This window comes from Oceanobacillus manasiensis, from assembly GCF_000724085.1.
Lineage (GTDB): Bacteria > Bacillota > Bacilli > Bacillales > Amphibacillaceae > Oceanobacillus_B > Oceanobacillus_B manasiensis.
In genome coordinates this window covers 973,655-995,970 of the sequence record NZ_CCDL010000001.1, presented here as the reverse complement: position 1 = coordinate 995,970, position 22,316 = coordinate 973,655, and the positions used below count along the sequence as shown (strand labels likewise).

At 39.9% G+C, this 22,316-nt stretch carries 18 protein-coding genes; 8 read left to right on the top strand and 10 right to left on the bottom strand.

Annotated features, from left to right (window positions below; all coding sequences use genetic code 11):
• Positions 1–34: 34 nt before the first annotated feature.
• Positions 35–1,495 carry an APC family permease gene (locus BN985_RS04980; RefSeq protein ID WP_042221473.1) on the bottom strand — a complete coding sequence of 487 codons (1,461 nt, stop codon included), beginning with the start codon at positions 1,493–1,495 and terminating at the stop codon, positions 35–37.
• A gap of 455 nt (positions 1,496–1,950) precedes the next feature.
• Positions 1,951–5,724 carry a S8 family serine peptidase gene (locus BN985_RS04975; protein WP_042221471.1) on the bottom strand — a complete coding sequence of 1,258 codons (3,774 nt, stop codon included), beginning with the start codon at positions 5,722–5,724 and terminating at the stop codon, positions 1,951–1,953.
• Positions 5,725–6,497: 773 nt separating this feature from the next.
• Here BN985_RS04975 and BN985_RS04970 point away from each other — a divergent pair.
• Positions 6,498–8,009, top strand: a complete 1,512-nt coding sequence (locus BN985_RS04970) for a glycine betaine uptake BCCT transporter (protein ID WP_042221469.1) — start codon at positions 6,498–6,500, stop codon at positions 8,007–8,009.
• A gap of 194 nt (positions 8,010–8,203) precedes the next feature.
• Here the strand turns inward: BN985_RS04970 and gndA are convergent, their stop codons facing one another.
• Complete coding sequence (gndA, locus tag BN985_RS04965) at positions 8,204–9,613, bottom strand: NADP-dependent phosphogluconate dehydrogenase (protein ID WP_042221468.1); 1,410 nt, start codon at positions 9,611–9,613, stop codon at positions 8,204–8,206.
• Positions 9,614–9,723: 110 nt separating this feature from the next.
• Positions 9,724–10,803 carry a glycosyltransferase family 4 protein gene (locus tag BN985_RS04960; RefSeq protein WP_042221466.1) on the bottom strand — a complete coding sequence of 360 codons (1,080 nt, stop codon included), beginning with the start codon at positions 10,801–10,803 and terminating at the stop codon, positions 9,724–9,726.
• A 194-nt stretch (positions 10,804–10,997) separates the two neighbouring features.
• Between BN985_RS04960 and BN985_RS04955 the strand changes: the two genes are divergently transcribed.
• From BN985_RS04955 to zwf, 4 genes are all read left to right on the top strand, one after another.
• Complete coding sequence (locus BN985_RS04955; RefSeq protein ID WP_232225532.1) at positions 10,998–11,399, top strand: hypothetical protein; 402 nt, start codon at positions 10,998–11,000, stop codon at positions 11,397–11,399.
• 135 nt (positions 11,400–11,534) lie between these two features.
• On the top strand, positions 11,535–12,278 hold the full coding sequence (locus tag BN985_RS04950; RefSeq protein ID WP_042221463.1) for a threonine/serine exporter family protein: 744 nt from the start codon (positions 11,535–11,537) through the stop codon (positions 12,276–12,278).
• A 30-nt stretch (positions 12,279–12,308) separates the two neighbouring features.
• Complete coding sequence (locus BN985_RS04945; RefSeq protein ID WP_084157450.1) at positions 12,309–12,749, top strand: threonine/serine exporter family protein; 441 nt, start codon at positions 12,309–12,311, stop codon at positions 12,747–12,749.
• A gap of 201 nt (positions 12,750–12,950) precedes the next feature.
• Positions 12,951–14,453 carry a glucose-6-phosphate dehydrogenase gene (gene zwf, locus BN985_RS04940; protein WP_042221461.1) on the top strand — a complete coding sequence of 501 codons (1,503 nt, stop codon included), beginning with the start codon at positions 12,951–12,953 and terminating at the stop codon, positions 14,451–14,453.
• Between the two features lie 223 nt (positions 14,454–14,676).
• Here the strand turns inward: zwf and BN985_RS04935 are convergent, their stop codons facing one another.
• From BN985_RS04935 to BN985_RS04920, 4 genes are all read right to left on the bottom strand, one after another.
• Positions 14,677–17,748 (bottom strand): efflux RND transporter permease subunit, encoded by a 3,072-nt coding sequence (locus tag BN985_RS04935; RefSeq protein WP_042221459.1) that lies wholly within the window; start codon positions 17,746–17,748, stop codon positions 14,677–14,679.
• A gap of 3 nt (positions 17,749–17,751) precedes the next feature.
• Positions 17,752–18,606 (bottom strand): efflux RND transporter periplasmic adaptor subunit, encoded by an 855-nt coding sequence (locus BN985_RS04930; protein WP_042221457.1) that lies wholly within the window; start codon positions 18,604–18,606, stop codon positions 17,752–17,754.
• Between the two features lie 33 nt (positions 18,607–18,639).
• The gene (locus BN985_RS04925) at positions 18,640–19,521 is read right to left on the bottom strand and encodes a TetR/AcrR family transcriptional regulator (RefSeq protein ID WP_042221456.1); all 882 of its coding nucleotides are present in this window, start codon (positions 19,519–19,521) and stop codon (positions 18,640–18,642) included.
• Positions 19,522–19,720: 199 nt separating this feature from the next.
• Positions 19,721–20,212, bottom strand: coding sequence for a competence protein ComK (locus BN985_RS04920; protein ID WP_042221455.1), 492 nt, complete (start codon positions 20,210–20,212; stop codon positions 19,721–19,723).
• A gap of 224 nt (positions 20,213–20,436) precedes the next feature.
• Here BN985_RS04920 and BN985_RS18955 point away from each other — a divergent pair, with 224 nt between their 5' ends.
• Both BN985_RS18955 and BN985_RS04915 read left to right on the top strand, forming a co-directional pair.
• Positions 20,437–20,592, top strand: a complete 156-nt coding sequence (locus tag BN985_RS18955) for a hypothetical protein (RefSeq protein WP_156960076.1) — start codon at positions 20,437–20,439, stop codon at positions 20,590–20,592.
• Between the two features lie 71 nt (positions 20,593–20,663).
• Positions 20,664–20,852 carry a YjfB family protein gene (locus tag BN985_RS04915; protein WP_042221453.1) on the top strand — a complete coding sequence of 63 codons (189 nt, stop codon included), beginning with the start codon at positions 20,664–20,666 and terminating at the stop codon, positions 20,850–20,852.
• Positions 20,853–21,039: 187 nt separating this feature from the next.
• Here BN985_RS04915 and BN985_RS04910 read toward each other — a convergent pair whose 3' ends face one another.
• Positions 21,040–21,333 carry a hypothetical protein gene (locus BN985_RS04910; RefSeq protein WP_052360609.1) on the bottom strand — a complete coding sequence of 98 codons (294 nt, stop codon included), beginning with the start codon at positions 21,331–21,333 and terminating at the stop codon, positions 21,040–21,042.
• A 129-nt stretch (positions 21,334–21,462) separates the two neighbouring features.
• Positions 21,463–21,882 carry a 3-hydroxyacyl-ACP dehydratase FabZ gene (fabZ, locus tag BN985_RS04905; RefSeq protein ID WP_042221452.1) on the bottom strand — a complete coding sequence of 140 codons (420 nt, stop codon included), beginning with the start codon at positions 21,880–21,882 and terminating at the stop codon, positions 21,463–21,465.
• Between the two features lie 133 nt (positions 21,883–22,015).
• Between fabZ and BN985_RS18950 the strand changes: the two genes are divergently transcribed.
• The gene (locus BN985_RS18950; RefSeq protein ID WP_106898006.1) at positions 22,016–22,165 is read left to right on the top strand and encodes a lmo0937 family membrane protein; all 150 of its coding nucleotides are present in this window, start codon (positions 22,016–22,018) and stop codon (positions 22,163–22,165) included.
• Positions 22,166–22,316: the final 151 nt, after the last annotated feature.

Below are 22,316 nucleotides of genomic sequence, written 5' to 3'. Positions count from 1 at the left end.
TTCCCAAACTGGGAATGCATTTTTATGATACTTATTAACTCCGATTCTCCGCTTCAATTTCTTTCGAACCAGTAATGAGATAGTTAAGTTCCTCTTTAGGAATCTTATTAAATTCTTTCCTTTTTATTAGGTAGAAGATAAGACCTAAGACAATCCAAGCCCCTAACGCAACCCTAGATTCAATTCCAAGAAAAGCTGGTGAGCCAGGAATTAGTAGTAACCCAAGGAATACAAGACTTGCCAGCATTCCAATAGCAGCCACTGTCTTTTTCAAAGGAGAGACAGTATGTTTTTTCTCATTAAAGTTTGCATCTTTCTTCGTTCTAAACAAAGAAAATGCTGTAAAGCAGGTGTAGAAATAGGCAATGGTCACACCGATAGAAGACATGTCCACAACCCATAATAATGCTTCACGACCGAACCAAGGTGCAAACATAGATACAATTACTGTAAAAATAATACCAACATAAGGAGTTTTATGTTTAGGATGAAGCTTAGAAAATGCTTCCGGCAATATTTTCGCACGAGACATCGCGAACAGTAATCTACTTGATGAGATGATGAAACCGTTAAGTCCAGTGAACACGCCCATTGTTAAGGCTGTTACAAGTAAGACAAGACCCATCGTTCCTAATAATTCCTCGATTGCGGCTCCTGTTCCCCAAACATGGGTTTCAGCGACAAGCCCTTCCCATGGTCGGATCATGGCTGTGGCAAGAATCATTAAACTATACAATACTGCTGCAAAGAAAATAGCTAAAATGATTAAAGAAAATGCTTTTTTAGAGGAAAAGTGAAATTCCTCTGCTGCCTGTGGCACATTGTCAAAGCCAACATAAGCCCACGGTGCAATTGCTACAATTGATATAATCGCTGCAAATGCTGTTGTTTCTGCTGGAAAACTTGGTTGCACATTAGACAGGCCGGCCCCTGGGTGCCCGCCGACCATAAAGGTGATGGCTACAATACTGAGAATCATAATACTACAAAAGATAAATTGCATACGTCCTGAAATGCCAGTACCTCGGACATTAAAATAACCAAACACACCTAGTGCGACGGATGCGATGATAATTTCCATTCCATAAACATCCCAGCCCGCAATCTGGTATAAATGAAGATTTTCTATAAGTGCAGGGAAAACAAATTTAAACATTAAGGCAAATGCCGAAGCATTTAAAGCTACAATACATATGTAACCGAGCGTTAGAAACCATCCGCTGATGAATGCATGTGTTCTACCGAGACTAATAAAAGCATAGGCGAACTCCCCACCAGATACTGGAAAACTTTTAATAAGAAAGCCGTAACTTACCGCAATTAACATCATTAGAACGGCACCAATTCCAAAACCGAGGATAACCCCCATTGGTCCAGCAGTTGACATCCACGTAGTAGGCTGCACAAATGCACCCCATCCGATCGATGAGCCGAGGGCAATTGCCCAAACCCAATGTGCCTTTAATGACTTTTTCAGTGTCGTTCTTTCCTCCATAATTGGTCTCCTTAAATATATTTTTAGGCAGTTACTAATCTGCCTACTATCTAAAAAATTATACCAAACATATAATTTCTAAGCTATTTCCGCATATGTAAGCATGTGACAGTATCAAACAACATATAAGGGCATTTTACATTTGTGATTTTACTTAGCGTAAATTACAAGCAATTTTATTTATATTTGCCTGAATTTAATCTATTCGACTCCCTAATCGCAAAATAAGCGATGAATGTTGGTGGCACTGACCTGATCAGATTGATTAGTGGAACTGTAGGTTGATAGCTTGTCCATCTTGGTTGATTCTCTCTCAAACTTGATTGATTCTCTCCCCAACTTGGTTGATTCTCTTCCCCCCACCCTTAGTTATCTTAATCTCTCCAATTCCTTACACGTAAACCAAAGTAAAAAACCAGCACCCAAGTAATTGGAATGCTGGTTTTCACTATTACCTATCCAAAAATGCTCCAAAGCTTGCCGATAAAGGAGAATACTCGCTCAAAGATATAGCCAACAAAATCGTACTTCTCTTTGTCCTTATCTTTTCCCTTGTCCTTCTCTTTTTCCTTTTTAGCTTGCTTTGTAATCACGACTTCTTCCACTGTCTCATGACCAGCTAGGTCTACTACTTTGAATTCGAAAACATTTTCTCCGTCCTCTAGATTAAGCTCAATGTCTTCGATTGTCTCTTTAAAGCGTTTTTTGCCATATGGTGAGGAGATGTCATGTGTAAAGACATGGTTCCCATTTACATATAGATTAATATCATCAAAATTGTCTTTGATCGTTGCTGAAACCGTTACGCTATCCTCTTTCGTTTTCTTTGGTGCCTTAACTTTTATTGTGGCTGCTTCTGTGTCAACGAAATATCTTCTGCCGATTTCTGTTTCATTTCCGGCATTGTCTACTGCTTTAATGTGACGGAAGTAGAAGTCATCCTTTTTATGTGAAAGAGTTAGAGAGAAGTCATAACGATCCTCTTCTTCATTGTAGACAAGTTCAGCTTGTTGCCCATCTACCGTGACCTCTTTCACCCCTGATTCATCTGTTACATAACCAGAGAAGAGCACTTCTCTTGAATCATACGCCTCTAACAGTTCCGGTGTGAGTAAATGTAAATCTGGTACAGTTGTATCTGCTGGCTCTTCAACTACTGCCTCTTCTTCCTGCTCATTTCCTGCATAGTCTGTTGCTACCACGGTTACAGTGCTTTCAGCATCAAAATCTGTCAGTTCATGTTCTGTTACACTTTCTGTATAAGGTGTTTCCAGCACAGATTCACCGTCCACAAGCACGTCCCATGTAGCAAGTCCACTACCTTCACCATCATCTACAGCCACTGTTAGTACTTCGCCGTCTTGATCAATGGTTGCATCTACTTCAGGAGCTGTTGTATCAAGAATTACTGGTAGATCTAATGTTTGTTTTTCCGCATCTTGATAATCAATAACTGCTTCTACTTGCAAATAGTACTGTCCATCTTCAGCTAACTTGTTGTTAATTTTTCCATCCCAAGCCCGGTTTGCTGACAAGGAATACTCAGGGGCACGCCCACCATCGTAGTAGTTTTTACGTAAATCTGATTCTAATCGGATAGTCCGTACGACCTTTTTGTCTTCGTCTAGTACATTAAATTTCGCTTCTTTTGCATTTCGCAGGAAGGAAAGAATAAGCAACGCATTGTCTTGGACTCCATTCCCATTTGGTGAGAAGGCTATCTTTTCCGGATCAAATTCGCCAGTTTCTAAGTTTTCACCAAGGAATCCATAGCTACCTCCACCAGTATCCGTAGCGATACCTGTCATGCCATAGAATGAGCTTGCATCCCATAATGGTGTATCAAAGATTGGTGCATCATCCCAAGCGCCTTTGAAGCCTACATACGGTACGGTTAATTCTGGGTTCATATCAGTTGGGTCTGTAAACGTAACAAACCCTTCTACCCAATACCCATTAGTGAAAATTTCTGCAAGTGAAGCGTCTACTCCACTAAGATCAATGCTTACTTCAAGGCTTGTCTGTCCATTAGCCGGAACTTCAATTGTTGATAGTGGCTCGCCGTTTACAGTAGCGATGTCACCAAGGTCATTTCCACCAAACATATTTGGTGCTGTAACAATGGCGCTTCCACCATTAACGGGTGTATCTGTTTGTGCATTTGCCGACACATCGTACGTAACAGCTTCATCCGAATAGTTTTCTGCTGTTAATTCAAATGTCACTTCATTACTATTAATCTCTTTTAAAGCTACTTTCGCTTCATTAGATGCTGATTCTGTCACCACTACTGGCGTTGATAGTGCAGCATGGATTTGCATCAATCCAGCACCCTGGCGTCGTGGTGAGACAGGAGCACCATCAAAATCAACTGGTGTTGACGTATTTAGCATTAAGTTTTTCGCATGATTAACCCGGTTTGCATTCCCATAGCCAAACTCCTCATCCACACGCTGAAGTACAAGCGCACTTCCGCCTGATACATGTGGTGCTGCCATGGACGTTCCACTCATTAGGCCGTACTGTCCATCATTTAATGTGGAAAGAATTTGACCACCTGGTGCTGTGATTTCTGGTTTAAAATCAAGGTTTGGAGTTAACCCCCATGAAGAAAAAGCACTCATTTTTCCAGCATCTGTGTTTTCCATTTGGGTCTTTTCTCCGTTAAATGCTATCGTAACTGCTTGTCCATTTTGAGCCGCTTCTGCAAGTCTGTCCCCATCACTCTTTAACATAAACAAATACGGGATTGTGATGGATGGATCTGAAGCCATATTTACAATTCCATCTGTGTTATTGTATACAATTACCCCTACTGCTCCTGCGTTCTGTGCGTTAATTGCTTTTTCTGTAAAAGCAAGCTCGCCACGCTGAATTAATGCATATTTTCCTGTGAAGTCTTTACCTTCGAAGTCTCCCGGATGCCCAAGTCCCGCTGTAAGAACTTCGATTTGTTCTCCATCAGTGGAAGGTAAGGTGTTACCAGCAGAAAAGAATGCTGCTCTTCCAGCTTCTCCGTCAATGCTATACTGAAGTGCATCAACGTCCATATAAGTGTTTTCAAAGGATGCTACTTGTGTAGAATCATTTGCAACCCCTGGTGAACCACTTACCCCATAGTCTGGGTTGGATGCATATGGGTAGAAAAATCCATCGCCAAACAATGCGGAGTTACCAGCAGAAATGGACATCAAAATACCATTATCTACTGCACGAGATACCGCGCGTTGTTCTGGAGCATCTGCATTCACATATCCTGATGGTGACCCAAGACTCATGTTTAGAACATCTGCACCAAGCTTGATGGAATCATCGATTGCTTTAATGTAAATGTCACCATATGTTGTTTGAAGTTCTGGATCATTTCCGAATACTTTCAGTGCTAACAGTTGTGCTTCTGGAGCGATTCCAAGAATACCACCGTTATCCTCGTCCCCGTTCGCGGCAACTGTTCCGCCTACATGCATCCCGTGATAACTAGCACCACTATGGATTTCACGCACTTCATCATTTTCATCCATGTAGTTGTATCCGTAAGGTACTTTTTCTGTATAGAATTTCCCTGGTAAATCTTCCTCACTAATGGTGTCCTCAACAAATTTCTTGGAAAGGTCACCCTCTATGCCATCAGAAAGGATCATATCTTGGTGGGTATAGTCGATACCAGTATCGATAATACCAACTACCATCCCTTCACCTTTATAACCATAATCCCGCCAAGCCTTTTGTGCTTCTACGAGTTCTTTACTATATTTCATTTCTGGTTTAACCTTTGGTTGTTCGTACTCTGTCACGATTGAGACTGTTTTTACATCGGGAAGTTCTCTAATAAGTTCAAGGTCTCCCTGCTTTACTTCAGCACTAAAGCCGTTAACGACTGTTGTAAACTCTTGTAAGTATTTTGCTTTTACTTTCTTTTGTTTCATTTCGTCTTTTACTGCCTTTTGTTTCGCTTTAGCAGCCTTGTTTAAATTCTTCTTTTCTTTTTCAGGCATTTTATTAAACATAATACCTTTTTTGGTAGCTTTTTCGACTGGAGCTTCATCATCCATCTCAACAATGACTCGGACTTCCTTGTCAGGATCTTCTGTTTCCTTTATTTCTGTGGTTTTGGCCTTGTCCTTTTTCTTGGCATTCTGTGGTAGTGTTTTCTCAGCCGCACTAACCGTGGCAAAGTTACTAAAAGCTAACAATACTGCTAAAAATATAATGGCAATCTTCTTTCGCATTTCTCTCCCCCTCTAAAATAGTAGTCTACTAAATGAACAATTCCTCCTTCTCTGAATTTTTCGTGACATAATATTCAGATATTAATATCATACAGAATTTCCTTAGATTGGAATAGCGCCAATAGTCCTGGGTAAATAGGTCTTGTTTTTTCAGAATTTTAGATTTATTTCTACATTATTCTCCACATTATGCTGCAGAAAAACAAAAAAAGAAGGCGAATCTTCATTAGTTGAACTAACAAAGGAGCCTCCTTCAAAAGACCTAAACTATAAACTGAAACTTCAATAAGTAGTTAACGTTTTTCTCCACTTAGTATTAGTTGAACAAAACGGGGTTTTAGCACCCGTTAACTCATAAAAATAAATAGATAGTTAACCTCTCACATAATCTATCATTAATTAGTATACGGTTTGTTGAACAATAATTCGAGCCATCTCAATAAATTACCAATATAATCCTATAATAGTCAAACCTTTTCCTAAGGTAATTCAATACTTTTCACCCTCTTTTGTAAGCGGTATCTTTGCTTGTAAAGGCTTTTTATAGTTATTACCGTTTGTAAAAAACGTACAGTTTTACTTGTTCATTTCGGTTGCTACCATCACTGCGTTATGTTAAAAATAGAAAGGGCGTTCTATATAGGTTTTTTATAAAGGAAAGATTATTTGGTACGTAATTTTGGACTATGTTATTAACTTTTATAAAAGATGCCTTACTAACCTATACTATATATTGTTTTGATTATACGTTTTGAAAGGAGATAGAATTGTTTATGGGTAAAATTGGACAAGTCTTTTGGATATCGTTGCTTCTATCCGCCGTTTTTGTTTTATGGGGCGTACTTGCACCATCAAATCTAGAAAATATTACAACACAAGCACAAAGCTTTTTGACATCAAACTTCGGGTGGTTTTATATTGTTTCTGTCTCGACATTTTTGATATTTTCTATCTACCTAATCTTTAGCCGTTTTGGAAAAATGCGTTTAGGAAAACAAGGTGATAAGCCTGAATATAGTAAAATCACTTGGTTTGCCATGCTGTTTGGTGCAGGAATGGGAATCGGTATTATCTTTTGGGGTGCTGCCGAGCCTTTAGCCCACTTTGCTGCTCCTCCTGAAGCAGATCCAGAAAGCGTAGAAGCAGCTAAAAATGCACTTCGTTATTCTGTGTTTCACTGGGGATTACACACATGGGCTATTTATACCATTATCGCATTATCTATTGCTTACTTTAAATTTAAAAGAGGTGCACCAGGGCTTATTAGCGCAACTTTCGAACCCCTACTTGGTGTAAGAACAAAAGGTTGGGTTGGAAAAACGATTGATGTGATTGCAGTATTTGCTACCGTTTTTGGTGTGGCTACCTCACTAGGATTAGGAGCTTCACAAATTAGTGGAGGTATATCCTTCGTTTCTGGTATAGAGAATAATTTCACGACACAGCTCGTTATTATCATCATTATAACCATACTGTTTATGTTTTCTGCCTGGACAGGCATTAGTAAAGGTATGAAATACTTAAGTAATACAAACCTAATTCTAGCGGCATTATTGCTTTTGTTAACTTTAATTATCGGTCCGACAAATTTTATTCTTAATACATTTATTTCAACGGTTGGTTCCTATCTGGAAGCATTGCCGGGTCTCAGTTTCCAAACTGGTTCCTTTGATGAGAATTTTAATGGTTGGGTTCAAGACTGGACTGTTTTCTATTGGGCATGGTTTATTGCATGGTCCCCATTTGTTGGAACATTTATTGCCCGAATATCAAAAGGGAGAACAATTCGTGAATTTGTTATAGGCGTCCTCTTCCTCCCAACTATTGTTTGTGCACTATGGTTTGTCGTTTTTGGTGGTTCCGCTTTATTCCAAGAACTCCATGGGGTAACAAATGGGTTAACTGATTTAGCACAAGAGGAGACATTGTTTGCACTATTTGACTCCTTCCCTTTTGCTTCCGTATTGACCGTGCTAGCGATACTGTTAGTCACTACCTTCTTTATTACGTCTGCTGACTCTGCAACCTTCGTTCTGGGCATGCAAACGACAAATGGTAGTCTAAATCCACCAAGCAAAATTAAATTGGTTTGGGGACTCATCCAGGCAGCAACCGCTTCTGTACTACTTGCTTCAGGAGGATTAGATGCATTACAAACCGCATCGATCGTCTCGGCGTTTCCTTTCGCCTTTATATTGCTGTTTATGATGATATCTCTGTATAAAGCATTGAATGAGGACTATAATAAAGAAAAAGGTATTAGTGAACGGAAAAAACAAAACTAGTACCACACTTCCTACATCCATTAGCGGTGGTAAAGAAGTACAAAAATGAAAATGGCCTATCATCTTACGAAAGATGGTAGGCCTTTTGCTATTGCGGTATTTGAGCATTTGCTTGGTTCTTTTGTTCATCTTTCCTACTAAAAACCCGACAGCTGCTTGGACGCAGTTGTCGGGTTTGCTTTATGCTTTTTATTTTAGAACCAGCTATGGTGGAATACGCCTTCTTTATCTTTTCTTTCAAACGTATGTGCACCGAAGTAATCACGCTGTGCCTGGATAAGGTTTGCTGGAAGATCCTCACTACGGTAGCTGTCATAATAAGCAACAGCACTGGAAAGCGTCGGAACAGCAATACCATTTTTAATTGCAACAGCAACAACTTCACGTAGTGCTGACTGATAACCTTCGACAATTTCCTTGAAGTATGGATCAAGCAGAAGGTTTTTCAATTCAGCATCGCGGTCATAGGCTTCTTTAATTTTTTGCAGGAAGTGTGCACGGATGATACAGCCTCCACGCCAGATCATTGCAATATCGCCATAGTTTAAGTCCCAGCCATTTTCATCAGACTGTGAACGCATTTGAGCAAATCCTTGAGCGTACGAACAAATTTTGCTCATGTATAATGCTTTGCGAATTGCCTCAATAAGCTCTTTTTTATCCCCTTCATAAGGTTGAGGTGTCGGTCCTGAAATTGTTTTGCTTGCATGGACACGTTCTTCTTTTAGTGATGAAATGTAACGAGCAAAAACAGATTCTGTAATCAATGGAAGTGGAACACCTAGGTCAAGTGCATTTTTGCTTGTCCATTTCCCAGTACCTTTTTGGCCAGCTTTATCTAGAATAACGTCTACCATTGGCTTACCTGTCTCATCATCTTTTTTCGTAAAGATATCTGCTGTAATTTCGATTAAGTAGCTGTCAAGCTCACCCTTATTCCATTCTGTAAATACCTCATGTAGCTCTTCTGCCTCTAAGCCTAATACATGCTTCAGAATGAAGTATGCTTCTGAGATTAATTGCATGTCACCATATTCAATTCCGTTATGCACCATTTTTACGTAATGACCAGCTCCATCTGGGCCAATGTACGTCGTACAGCTGTCGCCATCTACTTTAGCAGCAATAGCTTCAAAGATTGGTGCTACTAAATCATAAGCCTCTTTTTGCCCACCTGGCATAATAGATGGACCCTTAAGTGCGCCTTCTTCTCCACCTGATACGCCTGTACCGATGAAATGGATGCCAGATTCGCTTAAGCTCTTATTACGACGGATAGTATCTTCAAATAGTGTGTTACCACCATCAATTAAAATGTCGCCTTTTTCCAAGTGAGGTTTTAATGATTCAATGGTTGCATCCGTTGCTGGACCTGCTTTAACCATTAGCATAATTTTACGAGGCTTTTCCAGTGATTGAACAAATTCTTCAATCGAGCTGCTACCGACAAAGTTCTTGCCCTTTGCCTCTTCGTTTAAAAACGCTTCTGTCTTCTCAGGTGAGCGGTTAAACACTGCAACCGAGTAGCCTCTACTTTCAATATTTAAGGCAAGGTTTTTACCCATTACTGCCAAGCCGATAACACCAATTTGTTGTTTTGCCATTAGAATTCCTTCTTTCTGTTAAATATATCTATGCTTTCTATAGCATATACTACGTAAAGTCTTCCGTCATCTAATCAACCTTTAGAGTCTACTTTCTAAGTTGTAATTATTCAACTCTTTGATTTTTGTTTCCTTTTAAATAGTCTCCTAATCGAATCAAGAACTGGTCTTTTTCCACCCATCACGATCCCAGCAAGCTCTGCAAATATATGTAAAAGTGCAAGCACGAAAAGTGTAATTACAAATGAAATGGTAATATTCGCATTCGAGAAAAGAATCGCCATCGCTCCAAACAACGCACTAAAACCATATATGATCAGTACCGTAGTACGGTGGCTATAGCCTGCATGAAGAATTTGATAATGGACATGTTTATTATCTGCCATCATAATATTTTCTTTGTTGTAAGCCCTTCTTACGATAGCAAAAAGGGTGTCAAATATCGGCACTGCTAGCACAATAACTGGAATAATAAAACTAAACAAGGCGATATTTTTAAACAAACCAAGCATGGAAACCACAGCGATCATATATCCGAGAAAATTAGACCCTGAGTCCCCCATATAAATTTTTGCAGGGTAAAAGTTATGGACTAAGAAACCAAGATTCGCTCCAATTAGAACGATACTTAAATAGGCAACTAGTAGTTGTGCGTCAATCAGCGCCATGATAAAAATACTAATTAAGGCAATTGTCGTGACACCTGTTGCCAGCCCGTCCAATCCATCAATCAGATTTATCGCATTCGTTATCCCAACAACCCATAGCACAGTAATAAGTACACTAACAAAACCTAACTCGATTGTACCAATAAATGGCAAGGTCAGCTTTTCAATAATAAGACCTGAGGAAACGAGGAATGAGGCTGCGACGAGCTGGCCGGTCAGCTTAACTACTGGCCTGATGCTAAACCGATCATCCAATGCACCTGTCAGGAGTATTACTAATGCACCTATTAAAATTTCGGGTAAGTGCGGGTGACTAGGTTGTAAATAAAGGGCACCCAAAAACGCACCAAGGAAAATGGCAATACCACCTAATCTTGGTGTTACACTCTTATGTACTTTTCGGTGGTTCGGCAGGTCCACTGCCCCAATAACGTTAGCAAGTTTTATAACGGGATATGTTAAAACTAGGGATGATACAGCAGCAATTAGAAACGCAATAGTGAAGTCGACATAATTAAACATATATTTCTCCTATTATTCATGATGACTGAGACAATTAATATTGTGTAGAACTTTCTTAGATTATATCGAAAATAGGAAGCTTCAAGCAAGTATCTTTTTAAACCAGTGCTCCTCCAGTTGCTATTCACAGAGAAAAGTGAAACCTTTATTGCCGCTTATCGTATTATCACGTGTTAGAAAGGAGGTGTATGAAAATGGCCTATTATTTTGTCGCAGCCGCAGTACTAGCCGTTATCCCAATTCTTACTCTATATAAAGTGTTAGTGGGAAAACTGAAAGAGAATCCTAGCTCACAGCAAAGCATCCAACAGAAATTTATTATCGGCGTTGCACTCTGTGAAATAATTCCACTATTGTTGATAGTCTATGGCTACATAAATCTTGCTCCCGTTAACACAATAAACGAGCTTTATATTCCCGGTTTCATTGTTCTTTTTCTTATGGCTTATGCTATTTTCTTTATTTTCCTGCAACGAAATGTGGATGTCACTCCTGAAGCGAAGCCAGTTGTACAATCTTTTACACTTATTAGTTTAGCTTTAGCTTTAGGCATTCCGATTATTGCATTAGTTTCATTATTTATGATGGCACCATAAATTATTCGTTATCAAAAGCCTGTAGTAAGGACACTCGAAAAGCGTGTCTTAACTACAGGTATTTTTTTGTCTTTTCTTTATGATCACAACCCCTTATACTTTTATCATATCAATAAATGAAAGTGCGGTAATCAAATGGATGAACGGAGAGTAATTTCCAATGTATGTATACTTGCAGGGAAAATTATGCTTGAGAGCGGTGCAGAGACCTATCGTGTAGAAGACACAATGAACCGAATGGCAGGTGCTTTTGAATTGACCGAGGCAGAAAGCTATGCAACCCCGACTGGGATTAATTTTTCTACGGACAGTGAGGAAGCCTCCCACTTCAGACGTATCTCGAAACGTTCCACAGATTTACATAAAATAGCGGAAGTAAATAATATATCTCGGCAAATTGTGGCAGGAGGACTTGACCCACGGGAAGCTCTTTTATTATTAAAAGGCGTTTCATCTTCAAAAGAACAGTATCCATCCTGGCTCCTGATATTAGCTGCTGCTTTAGTTAGTGGCAGCTTTGCCATTATGTTTGGTGGACTATGGCATGATTTTCTGCCAGCTTTTTTAGCTGGTGGAGTTGGATTTGCTGCAATGATTGGGTTTGAAAAGCTTGTCGAAACCCGTTTTTTTGCAGAGTTTTTCGCCTCCTTTGTTATAGGCATTCTTGCCGTAGGTTTTCTGCATTTTTCAATTGGAATAAACCTGGATAAGATCATTATTGGGGCTGTCATGCCACTCGTCCCTGGTTTGCATATTACAAATGCAGTGAGAGACTTGATGGCTGGTCACTTGGTAGCTGGTGTGTCAAAGGGTGTAGAGGCAATGCTAACAGCCTTTGCTATTGGCGCAGGAGTAGCTGTGGTCTTTGCTTTTATATAACGTGAGTTTGATTAGAATGAGGTGATTTTTATGATTTTGGCACAATGTATTACAAGCTTTATAGCCGCAGCTGGTTTCGGTATTTTATTTAACGCCCCGCGAAATGCTCTAATCCAGTGTGGGCTTGTCGGTATGTTCGGATGGCTTTTATATTATATTTTAGTAGCAGAAGGAATTGACGTGGTACCAGCAACGGTTTTTGCAGCCATGCTCGTAGCTGTTCTCAGCCATATTTGTGCAAAGCTGTACCGCACTCCTATTATTATTTTTAATGTTTCCGGCATTATTCCACTCGTGCCAGGAGGCATTGCATATGATGCAATGCGCAATTTTGTAGAAAATGATTACTTCCATGCGGTTCAATTATCCGCAAAAGTAATGTTGCTAGCTGGTGCCATCGCCATCGGGCTGATGTTTTCTGAAGTAGTAAATCAATTATTTCGTAAATCGTGGGATTGGTTGAAACCATAGGCTAGCTACCGTTTTTACTGCATAGGTTTTAAGGCTTATGTACAAGCTAAAATGCAGCCACCTCGAAAATAATAGCATGAGCACCAAGCTCATTTCAGTCTCACATAATACGCTTTCATAACGTGTGATTCGACAACGTCCGGTTTGATTAGTTGATTTATCATTTTTTTCCTTATAAAATTATGTATTATCTCACATGAAATGGAGAGGCTTTTTTTGACTAACTTACACACACCTAAAGCAGTAATTGTTATATTCGGCGCAACAGGGGATTTAGCGAAGCGAAAGCTTTTTCCTTCCATTTATAAACTATATAAAAGTGGTAAAATCGGCGATGACTTTGCGGTCGTTGGCTTGGCAAGAAGACCATGGACCAATGACGTATTTCGCACGAATGTGAAAGAGTCCTTGCAAAATTCTCTTTCTATAGAAGATGATGCAGAGGAATTTACTTCACACTTTTACTACCATTCGTTTGATGTAACACAAGCTGAATCCTATACGGAACTTAACGGTTTAATTACCAACTTGGAGTCTACATATGAAACTGGTGGAAACAGGATCTTTTATTTGGCCATGGCACCGGAATATTTCGGCTCTATCGCCCATCGTCTTGAGGAAAATGGTTTGAAAAATAGTGATGGTTGGACACGACTTGTTATTGAAAAACCATTTGGTCATGATCTCAAGTCAGCAAAAGAGTTGAACAAAGAGATTCGGGTAGCATTTGACGAGGATCAAATCTATCGTATTGACCATTATTTGGGCAAAGAAATGGTGCAAAACATTGAAGTTATTCGTTTTGCTAATGGTATATTTGAACACTTGTGGAATAATCGATCTATTTCCAATGTGCAAATCACCTCTAGTGAGGAGCTAGGTGTAGAAGATCGCGCTCGCTATTATGATCATTCAGGTGCAGCACGAGACATGGTCCAAAACCATATGCTGCAAATGGTAGCATTGCTTGCAATGGAACCACCGATTAAACTGACCACTGATGAAATACGTTCGGAAAAGGTAAAAGCATTACGCGCACTACGCCAGCTTGAGCCAGAGCAAGTAGATGATTATTTCGTTCGAGGGCAATATGGCAAGGGAACAATGAAAGGAAACGAAGTAGCTGGTTATCGTGAAGAAGTAGAAGAGCTTCATGACTCTAACACCGAAACATTCGTGGCTGGTAAGGTAATGATCGACAATTACCGTTGGGCTGGTGTTCCTTTCTATATTCGCACAGGAAAACGCATGGCGGAAAAATGCACCAAAATCGTAGTAGAATTTAAAGATATTCCGATGAATCTTTACTATAAAGAGGAGGCGGAAAAGCATCCTAATTTGCTTGTCATTAACATTCAGCCAAATGAGGGCATTACCTTATACTTGAATGCGAAAAAATCTGGCATGGGATCCATCGCCGAGCCAATCCAGCTCTCTTACACAAATAACGGTGTAAGTGGCATTAATACGCCAGAGGCTTATGAGAAGCTTCTATACGATTGCATGATAGGTGATACAACCAATTTCACCCACTGGGATGAAGTAGCTCATTCTTGGGCTTTCATTGACACTGTTCTAAACAGATGGGAAGAAGTAAAAGCTGACTTTCCTAATTACGCTTCTGGCTCCATGGGACCTGAAGCAGCCAACCAGCTTTTAGAAAATGACGGCTTCCACTGGTGGGACGTTGCAAAGAGTGAATAAAGTATGATGAAGAGCAGCCCCGCAAAATGCGGGGCTGTTTTTTGTGCGTGACACTGGTCTAATTGATTGATGCAGGTCCGCTAATGTGATATTCCCCCATATTGGGTGTTATCTCCTCCAACCGGCTGATATCCTCCCTCTCTCCGCCGATACCTTCTCCTGAACAGTCACTTCCACACATCTAAAAAAAAGACTCCCCGCCAACTGCGAGGAGCCTTGTTAATTATGCTTGTTTCTTTTTCCTTCTTTTCGTTATTTTTGCTGTTAGGTCGTCAAATAATGTGTACACAACTGGTATGAGTAATAGTGTAAAGATACTTGATACTCCAAGTCCAAAGATGATCGTTACTGCGAGCGGTTGTTGCGTTTCCGCTCCTTCCCCTAATGCTAGGGCAAGTGGAACCATTGCTAAAATGGTTGTTAATGTTGTCATCAAAATTGGACGTAGCCTGCTTGGTCCCGCTTCTAAAATAGCCTCGTAACGATCTTTACCGTTTCGTCGCAAAATATTAATGTAGTCAACCAGTACAATAGAATTGTTTACCACGATACCGGCGAGCATGATAATTCCGATAAACGCTGGGATACTTAGCGGAATACCTACCACAAATAAACCTAGTAACACCCCGACAACCGTCGTAGGCATTGCAAACATAATGATCAGTGGAAACAGGAAGTTTTCAAACTGAATTGCCATTACCGCATAAACCAGAAAGATGGAAAATACCAGGGCTAATGCCAGATCACTGAATGACTCTGCCATATCTTGGGCCTGACCGCCGATGGAATAATTATATCCCTCAGGTAAATTCATTTCATCCATTGCAGTTTCCACATCAGCAACGACGCTTCCGAGGTCACGATCTGCTATTTGACTCGTTACATTCATTTGCGGTTGCTGATTTTCCCGACTTAATGCAGCTGGCCCCTGCATGCTCTCAAAATCGGCTACCTCTTCAAGTGGAATGACATCCCCAGAAGGAGTTTGTATTTTGGTATCCTGTAAATCGTTGATGCTAGAACGTTCGTCCTCAGGATAGGTCATTGTAACATCCATTTCCTGACCTGCTTCACGATACTGTGTCGCGACCTGGCCAGTAAATTGTAACTGGATCTGTCCGGTAACCTGTTCCTGTGTTAGTCCATACATTGCTGCTTTTTCTTTATCCACTACTATATTCATTTGTGGAATACCTTCATCTGCAGCACTTTCAGGATTATAGACACCATCTACTTCAGAAATCCTGTTGACCACTTGCTCTGAAAGCTCCGTGAGCACCTCATGCTCTGGACCGTTCAGTTTAATCTGAATTGGGTCACCTGTGCCCATACCTGAGTCCATTGAGCTGACTGTTATTTCTGCACCTGCGATGTCTTGTAAAGCTTTATCCATGTCTTGCACGATATTTGCAGTGGAGGCATCACGATCACCTGATGGAATTAACTGCATGGTGTACGTAGCAGTATTGCCGCCACCACCACCGAAGCCCATGCCAGAACCTCCACCAATGCTGACATAATTGGTTTCAATATCACTTTCAAATTCAGTTAGTCTTTCATTCACCTGCTCTACAATACTTTCAGTTTGTTCAAGGGTGCTTCCTAATTCTGTTTCGACTCGGACTTCTACTTGTCCTTGGTCAGCAGATGGAATAAACTCTGCTCCAATAAACGGAATCAGACCTAGACTTAGAACAATTGCTAGCACAGAACCAATAATGGATGTCTTTCTATGGCCAAGCACCCATTTTAATACACTACGATACTTATTGTTCAACCAGCCTAGGAATCGGTCAAACCAGTATCTTCTACCATTGTCCTCCATTGCTTTTGAAAGCAATTTAGATGAAAGCATTGGAACGAGCGTAATCGCCACAACAAGAGAAGCAATTAAGGAGAACGATACTGCTAAGGCTAATGGTGTAAAAAGATCTGACGCAATTCCTTCTACATAAATAATTGGCAAAAATACTACTAATGTCGTCGTAGTAGACGCAATTACAGCTGGTGCCAGTTCAGATGCGCCCTTCGTTGCTGATTCCACAAGACTATACCCTCGCTTACGGTAAGAGTATATGTGCTCTAAAATAACGATGGAACTGTCCACCATCATACCGAGACCTAATGCCAATCCACCTAATGTAAGGATATTTAGTGTTTCTCCTGTAAAATACATCAATGTAAAGGTTGCAATAATGGCTATTGGAATTGATAATCCAATAACTAATGTCGCTCGGAAACTTTTTAAAAATAGCAACAGGATAAAGATGGATATAAGCCCACCTATAAGAATGTTTTGTACGACAGAATCAATCGACATCTGAATAAACTCTGATGTATCTATGATCACGTCTAACCCGACATCTGCTGGTAGGTTATCTCTTATCTCTGCTAAACTATCTTCCACAGTTGTGGCAACATCTACGGTATTGCTATCTGTCTTTTTAAGAATGGATAGTACGACAGAAGGCTTTCCATTTACAAGCGTTGTACTCGACTCCTCTTTAAATGAGTCTTCCACTTCTGCCAGGTCTTCTACATGGACAGTGCTGCCGGATTCTGTTTGGATAATTGTTTTTTCAATATCTTCTATTGATTCGAATTGGCCGGTCATTCGGAGCTGTAGATCTTTATTCCCTTGTTCCACCGTTCCGACCGAAGCATTTTGATTCGTGTTCCCAAGTGTCTGGGCAATCGTTTGGGCTGATACACCATATTGCTGCAATCTTTCTTGGTCTAAAACAAGTTTAATTTCTCTTTCTTTGCTACCTTCAACGTTTACAGAACCTACGCCATCCTGTCTTTCCAAAAGAGGGACTACTTGCTCATCGGCAACTTCTGTTAAAGAGGCTGTATCCTTTCCTGTCAATCCTACCCACATGACGGGAAGTTGGTCAGGGTTAAAACGCATGATTCTAGGATCCCCTGATTGTCCAGGTAAGGAACCGCTAACCTGGTCAATACTTTCCCTAACATCCAACAATGCCTGATCAAGGTTTGTGCCATTACTGAACATCATGACAACCAAGGATGACCCGGCCTGGGATTGTGACTGTACTGTTTCGATACCTTCTACTGTACTAACTGCAGATTCAATTGGCCGACTGACCAAATTCTCTACTTCTTCTGGCGCAGCATCTTGATAGGAGGTGGCGACTACAGCCACGGGTAAATCTATTTTGGGAAACAGATCGATTGTTAGACTTCGTAAGGAAACTACTCCTAGTGCAATGATTGCCAGCACAATCATGATAACGCCAACCGGGCGTTTAACGGATGTATTTACTATTTTCAAAACTTACTCCCCTCCCGCGATGCTCACTTGGTCACCATCAGTTAGCCCTAAATGGCCGCTTACTATAACTTGGTCACCTTCTGAAACATCACCTTCAATTGCCGTGTTCTCTGATTGGGTTTGCAAAATCTCCACAACGACGCGCACTGCTTTATTTTCTTTTACTACATAAACAAAGGATTCTCCGTTTCCTTCATTAAGCGCCTCTGTAGGTACAATGATCGCATCACTAATGGTCTCCTCAGGGATTTTCATAGATACAATGATACCCGGTAATAAGTCAGCTTCTTCATTATTAAACGTGGCTTGAACAGGATACAGCCCGTTTTCACCTGGCATGGAATCGACAGAGCTAATTTCTGCTTCATATTCCTCATCTCCAGAAGCGACCTGACGTTTGTCTCCTGTGCTTAGATGTGGAACTAACTCCGATGTAACGGTAAAATTAACTCTTAACTCAGCAAGGTCAGCAATGACAGCAAACGGTTCTTCCGTACTTACCATATCGCCCTCCGCAGCGTTTAGCTGTGTAACTTCCCCATCACGAGATGCCCTTATATTTTGGTTACCTGCTGGTGTAGTCAATGTGGCGATCAAATCATCTTCTTCCACCATATCCCCATTTTCAACTTCTAGTGAATCTACTTCTCCAGCATTTTGAACCATGATTGGTGATGTTGCTCCTGGTGCTGTTCTACCGTATAAAGTCTTTTCTATCACAAGGTTATCATTCACTGCTTCCTGTGTTTCTACTGGAATAACTCTTTTCTCATCCTCCTGTGTGTCCTCCTCTTGATTACAAGCAGCAAGTAATCCAATTAGGAAAACTGCAGTAATACCTATCATCCATCTTTTCATGTATGTAACTCCTCTCCATTAATTAACAATTTATTATAGAAGTTTAATGCCAGCAATTTTGCTTAACATATAACTTTCTTTGTTTAAGCTTGGGTAATTTTTAAAATGTGCAAGTAGGCCTTGGATAACCACTGCTTGTCGTTCCTTTTTCTGAAATTCACTTTCCAATACTTCTAATACTTCTCTTAGCCTTTGTATTTCCTCTTTTGGGGCTGATAAATCTGATAGCTTATCTCTCATTATGGTTATCAACGATTCGGAAGATGGTTGACCTTCTTCTGTATCTTCCGTTTGTGTGTATTCTTCTGGAATTTGTTTAAACGTAACTAATGCCATTTCTTGTTGATCCAACATCCCCATCATAAGATCATCAAGCCTTCTAACAAGAAAAGCCCCTGCTTTTTCCTTTTCAATGGATACATGATCGAGCACAATCCACTTGAAATAGCCATCTAATAAACCACCTAATTGGATAACTAAATCAATTAGGAAAGGTTGAGCAGATTTACCGTAAATGGCTGTAATGTTGCCTTTTAGCCAGTTAAAATTCTCTACTTTAAAATGCTCCATCAGTTTATCTGTATCTTCACCAATCGAGATGTTTTCACGAATAAACATCATAATACTGTCCTTATGCTTATATAAGTAATCAAACAAGACCGTTATTTGATTGGCAAGGCTCTTTCTCGGGTCGTCGCTTTCTTCCATGACCTCTTCTAATTTTTCCGAAAGGTTATGATGGAAATATTCAAATGAAGTGGCTATAAAATCTTCTTTTGATTTGAAGTGAATGTAAAACGCACCTTTTGATATTCCGGATTCGCTGGCAATTTCCTGAATGGACGTATTATAATATCCTTTTTGAGCAAACAGCCTCATGCCACACTCTATCAGCTTCATCTTTTTTTCATTCATTTAAACACCTGTTCCTTTGTACGATTACATATATAATTGGTTTCAGTTATTTTAATGACTAACTGGTCAGTCACTCCTTCTTTATCTACTTTACTAGTTGAAAGCGGTCTTATACAAGTTTTAAATTGTGTCTATTTTATGACAACAAAAAAGCACCATACATTTATGGCGCTTTCCGTTTTAGAACGACCTTTTATCCTTAAATTGTTGGAAAGGCTGCTCTTCCAAAAATAATACTACGATTCATATGGACGATGAGCTGACTCGTCCTTTTGTATTGCATATCAAAGGAGCTTTTTGTTGTGGCGGCATGGATGCCTGTTCCATCCAAAAAGGTGATATACGTCTTATCACCCTGCTGTTCGTAAGAAGCTACCTGGTGGTAGGAAATCCAAACACAATCTTTGTTCTTGGAAGAAGCAGTAGGAATCATGTACACACCAACCTGTGGGATCACAGGGAGCGGTAGCTTACTTGAAGCTCCGAGGATGTCTTTAACGGACTTCTTTCTACCCTCACGACTGGCACCGAATATGAGACAATTATTGTCAATTATTTGTGTTGGATTATGAATAGAATGTCGTTCTTCCCCTGTCTCGTAAATTAATGATTTGTAATAAGCAGATTCATGGCTAATAATTGCCTTTGTATGTGGTGTAATAATGTAAACTGATGTTATCGTATCCCCCATCTGTTACCCCTTCCTTTCAACAATTTTATGTGTCTATTTTACTATGATTTTTAATCATTTGGTAATAATTTTTCAGATAAATCTAAAATATTTAGATTTGATACTAAATTACGACCAAAGTAGCTTTCCTGTTAATTCTTTCTGCAATCGTAATAAAGAAATGTTTCTATGAGAGAAAAACGGGAACAACTAATAGTGAGATTAATTTGTAAGGAGGACTAAACATGGCAGACAAACAAGAACCTAAGAAAAAAACCGATAATATTACAAATGATCATAAGGATAGTGAACAAGGCTCCCAGCTACAATCCAACGATATGGAATCAGCTCAGGGGAATGAGGAAGAAAAAGAAAAGAAGAAAAAGGATGAAGACGCTTAAGTTTTCTGACTCAGTAAACCACTCCTCCTTGTGTATGCTATAATCAAACTAACATAGCTTGGGGGGGTTATATGGATATTGCAGCACTTTCCATGGCAATGGCAAATCAACACGTTCGTTCAAATGCTGGCATTGCCGTGATGGACAACTCAATGAAAATGATGGAACAGCAAGGGCAAGATTTGATGAAAATGCTTGAACAAGACAGCCCTGCTGCCCCACACCCTTCTCTTGGTAAACAAATTGATTTTAAAGGGTAAGGGAAAGAACGGATGATACGTTAGATCCACATAGAAAAAGCGTGACTCTCGCGATTAGGCGGGATGTCACGCTTTTTTGTCTATTTGTAACACAGAAAAGCAGAATCACCTCTCTATGATAAACTACTGACATTGTCATCATGAAAGGGTTCTGCTTTTAACTTAAAATGAACTGACGAAAATAGAGCTATTGGTTTCCTGCACCCATGTTCTCTTCTTCATCTGTTTTATTGCGGTCCTCTGTATCCATACCATCTTCTTGGTCTGTTCCTGGATCTCCCTCCATACCGGAGCCGTCACCATTCATACCGCCTTGATCATTGTTATCTTCTTCCATAGGATTCTCGTTGTTATTATCGTCTTCTTGGTTCATTGGAGCTTCCTCATCAGCAGGATCATTTCCATCATCTGTTCCACATGCCGCAACCAAAGAAAGTGCTAATAACGGGGCACCTAGCTTCAATAAAAATTTCTTATCCATGTCAATTCCTCCTTTAAAATGTATGCTATCGCGTTTAGCATAACCATTTTAAAAGAAGTGATACATGTCCATAATAATTTTTTTAAAATTGTTTTTTGTTGAGAGTACAGCTCAGGAACATCTCTTTATTTACTTTATGGCAAACGTAATTTCTGCTTCACAAGCTACTTCACCGTCAACCTTTGCAATCCCTTTCCCTTTGCCAATTGGGCCTTTTAATCGAGTAATTTCCACATCTAATTCAAGCTGGTCACCAGGTCTTACTTGACGTTTAAAACGGCATTTATCTACACCTGCAAGAAAGCCAATTTTTCCTTTGTTTTCTTCCATGCCAAGCATCGCCATTGCTCCTGCTTGTGCAAGGGATTCAATAATTAGCACCCCTGGCATAACAGCATATTCTGGAAAATGTCCTTGAAAGAATGGTTCGTTAATACTAACGTTCTTTAATGCTTTAACATGTTTTCCCTCTTCCATTTCAACCACTTTATCAACTAATAAAAATGGATAACGGTGGGGAATTGTCTCTTTTATTTGTTCAATTTCCATGTTCATTCTCCTATCTTTTAATGGGGTTATGTATATAGTATAGCAAAGAAAAGTTTAAAACCGCTTAAAATAAGGTATTAATCAAAGTAAACAATTAATAATAAGCAACAACACCTGAAAGGAGGACAACCTCATGCTTTGGACGATTTTAATTATACTACTCATTTTATGGGCTATCGGGTTTGCATTTGATGTAGCAGGCGGATTAGTTCATATCCTACTTGTAATTGCCCTGGTTGTTTTAATTTACCGTCTCGTAACAGGGAAAAAAATAACCAAGTAACAAACAAAAGCGCAGAGAGCCGTTTAGAAACGTAGCGAATGGACCTTAGTAACTGAGATAAAGGAATCACGATGAGGTAACGAATCGATGATGACTTATCGCAAAGCGCTAAGGGAAGTCGCCTAGTTTCTGGCTCTTGTAGCTAGACGAT

Bases quoted from the DNA above. Each gene is read 5' to 3' on its own strand.
- BN985_RS04980 (WP_042221473.1), bottom strand. From the start codon at position 1,495: ATGGAGGAAAGAACGACACTGAAAAAGTCATTAAAGGCACATTGGGTT.
- BN985_RS04975 (WP_042221471.1), bottom strand. From the start codon at position 5,724: ATGCGAAAGAAGATTGCCATTATATTTTTAGCAGTATTGTTAGCTTTT.
- BN985_RS04970 (WP_042221469.1), top strand. From the start codon at position 6,498: ATGGGTAAAATTGGACAAGTCTTTTGGATATCGTTGCTTCTATCCGCC.
- gndA (WP_042221468.1), bottom strand. From the start codon at position 9,613: ATGGCAAAACAACAAATTGGTGTTATCGGCTTGGCAGTAATGGGTAAA.
- BN985_RS04960 (WP_042221466.1), bottom strand. From the start codon at position 10,803: ATGTTTAATTATGTCGACTTCACTATTGCGTTTCTAATTGCTGCTGTA.
- BN985_RS04955 (WP_232225532.1), top strand. From the start codon at position 10,998: ATGGCCTATTATTTTGTCGCAGCCGCAGTACTAGCCGTTATCCCAATT.
- BN985_RS04950 (WP_042221463.1), top strand. From the start codon at position 11,535: ATGGATGAACGGAGAGTAATTTCCAATGTATGTATACTTGCAGGGAAA.
- BN985_RS04945 (WP_084157450.1), top strand. From the start codon at position 12,309: ATGATTTTGGCACAATGTATTACAAGCTTTATAGCCGCAGCTGGTTTC.
- zwf (WP_042221461.1), top strand. From the start codon at position 12,951: ATGGAGAGGCTTTTTTTGACTAACTTACACACACCTAAAGCAGTAATT.
- BN985_RS04930 (WP_042221457.1), bottom strand. From the start codon at position 18,606: ATGAAAAGATGGATGATAGGTATTACTGCAGTTTTCCTAATTGGATTA.
- BN985_RS04925 (WP_042221456.1), bottom strand. From the start codon at position 19,521: ATGAATGAAAAAAAGATGAAGCTGATAGAGTGTGGCATGAGGCTGTTT.
- BN985_RS04920 (WP_042221455.1), bottom strand. From the start codon at position 20,212: ATGGGGGATACGATAACATCAGTTTACATTATTACACCACATACAAAG.
- BN985_RS18955 (WP_156960076.1), top strand. From the start codon at position 20,437: ATGGCAGACAAACAAGAACCTAAGAAAAAAACCGATAATATTACAAAT.
- BN985_RS04915 (WP_042221453.1), top strand. From the start codon at position 20,664: ATGGATATTGCAGCACTTTCCATGGCAATGGCAAATCAACACGTTCGT.
- BN985_RS04910 (WP_052360609.1), bottom strand. From the start codon at position 21,333: ATGGATAAGAAATTTTTATTGAAGCTAGGTGCCCCGTTATTAGCACTT.
- fabZ (WP_042221452.1), bottom strand. From the start codon at position 21,882: ATGGAAATTGAACAAATAAAAGAGACAATTCCCCACCGTTATCCATTT.
- BN985_RS18950 (WP_106898006.1), top strand. From the start codon at position 22,016: ATGCTTTGGACGATTTTAATTATACTACTCATTTTATGGGCTATCGGG.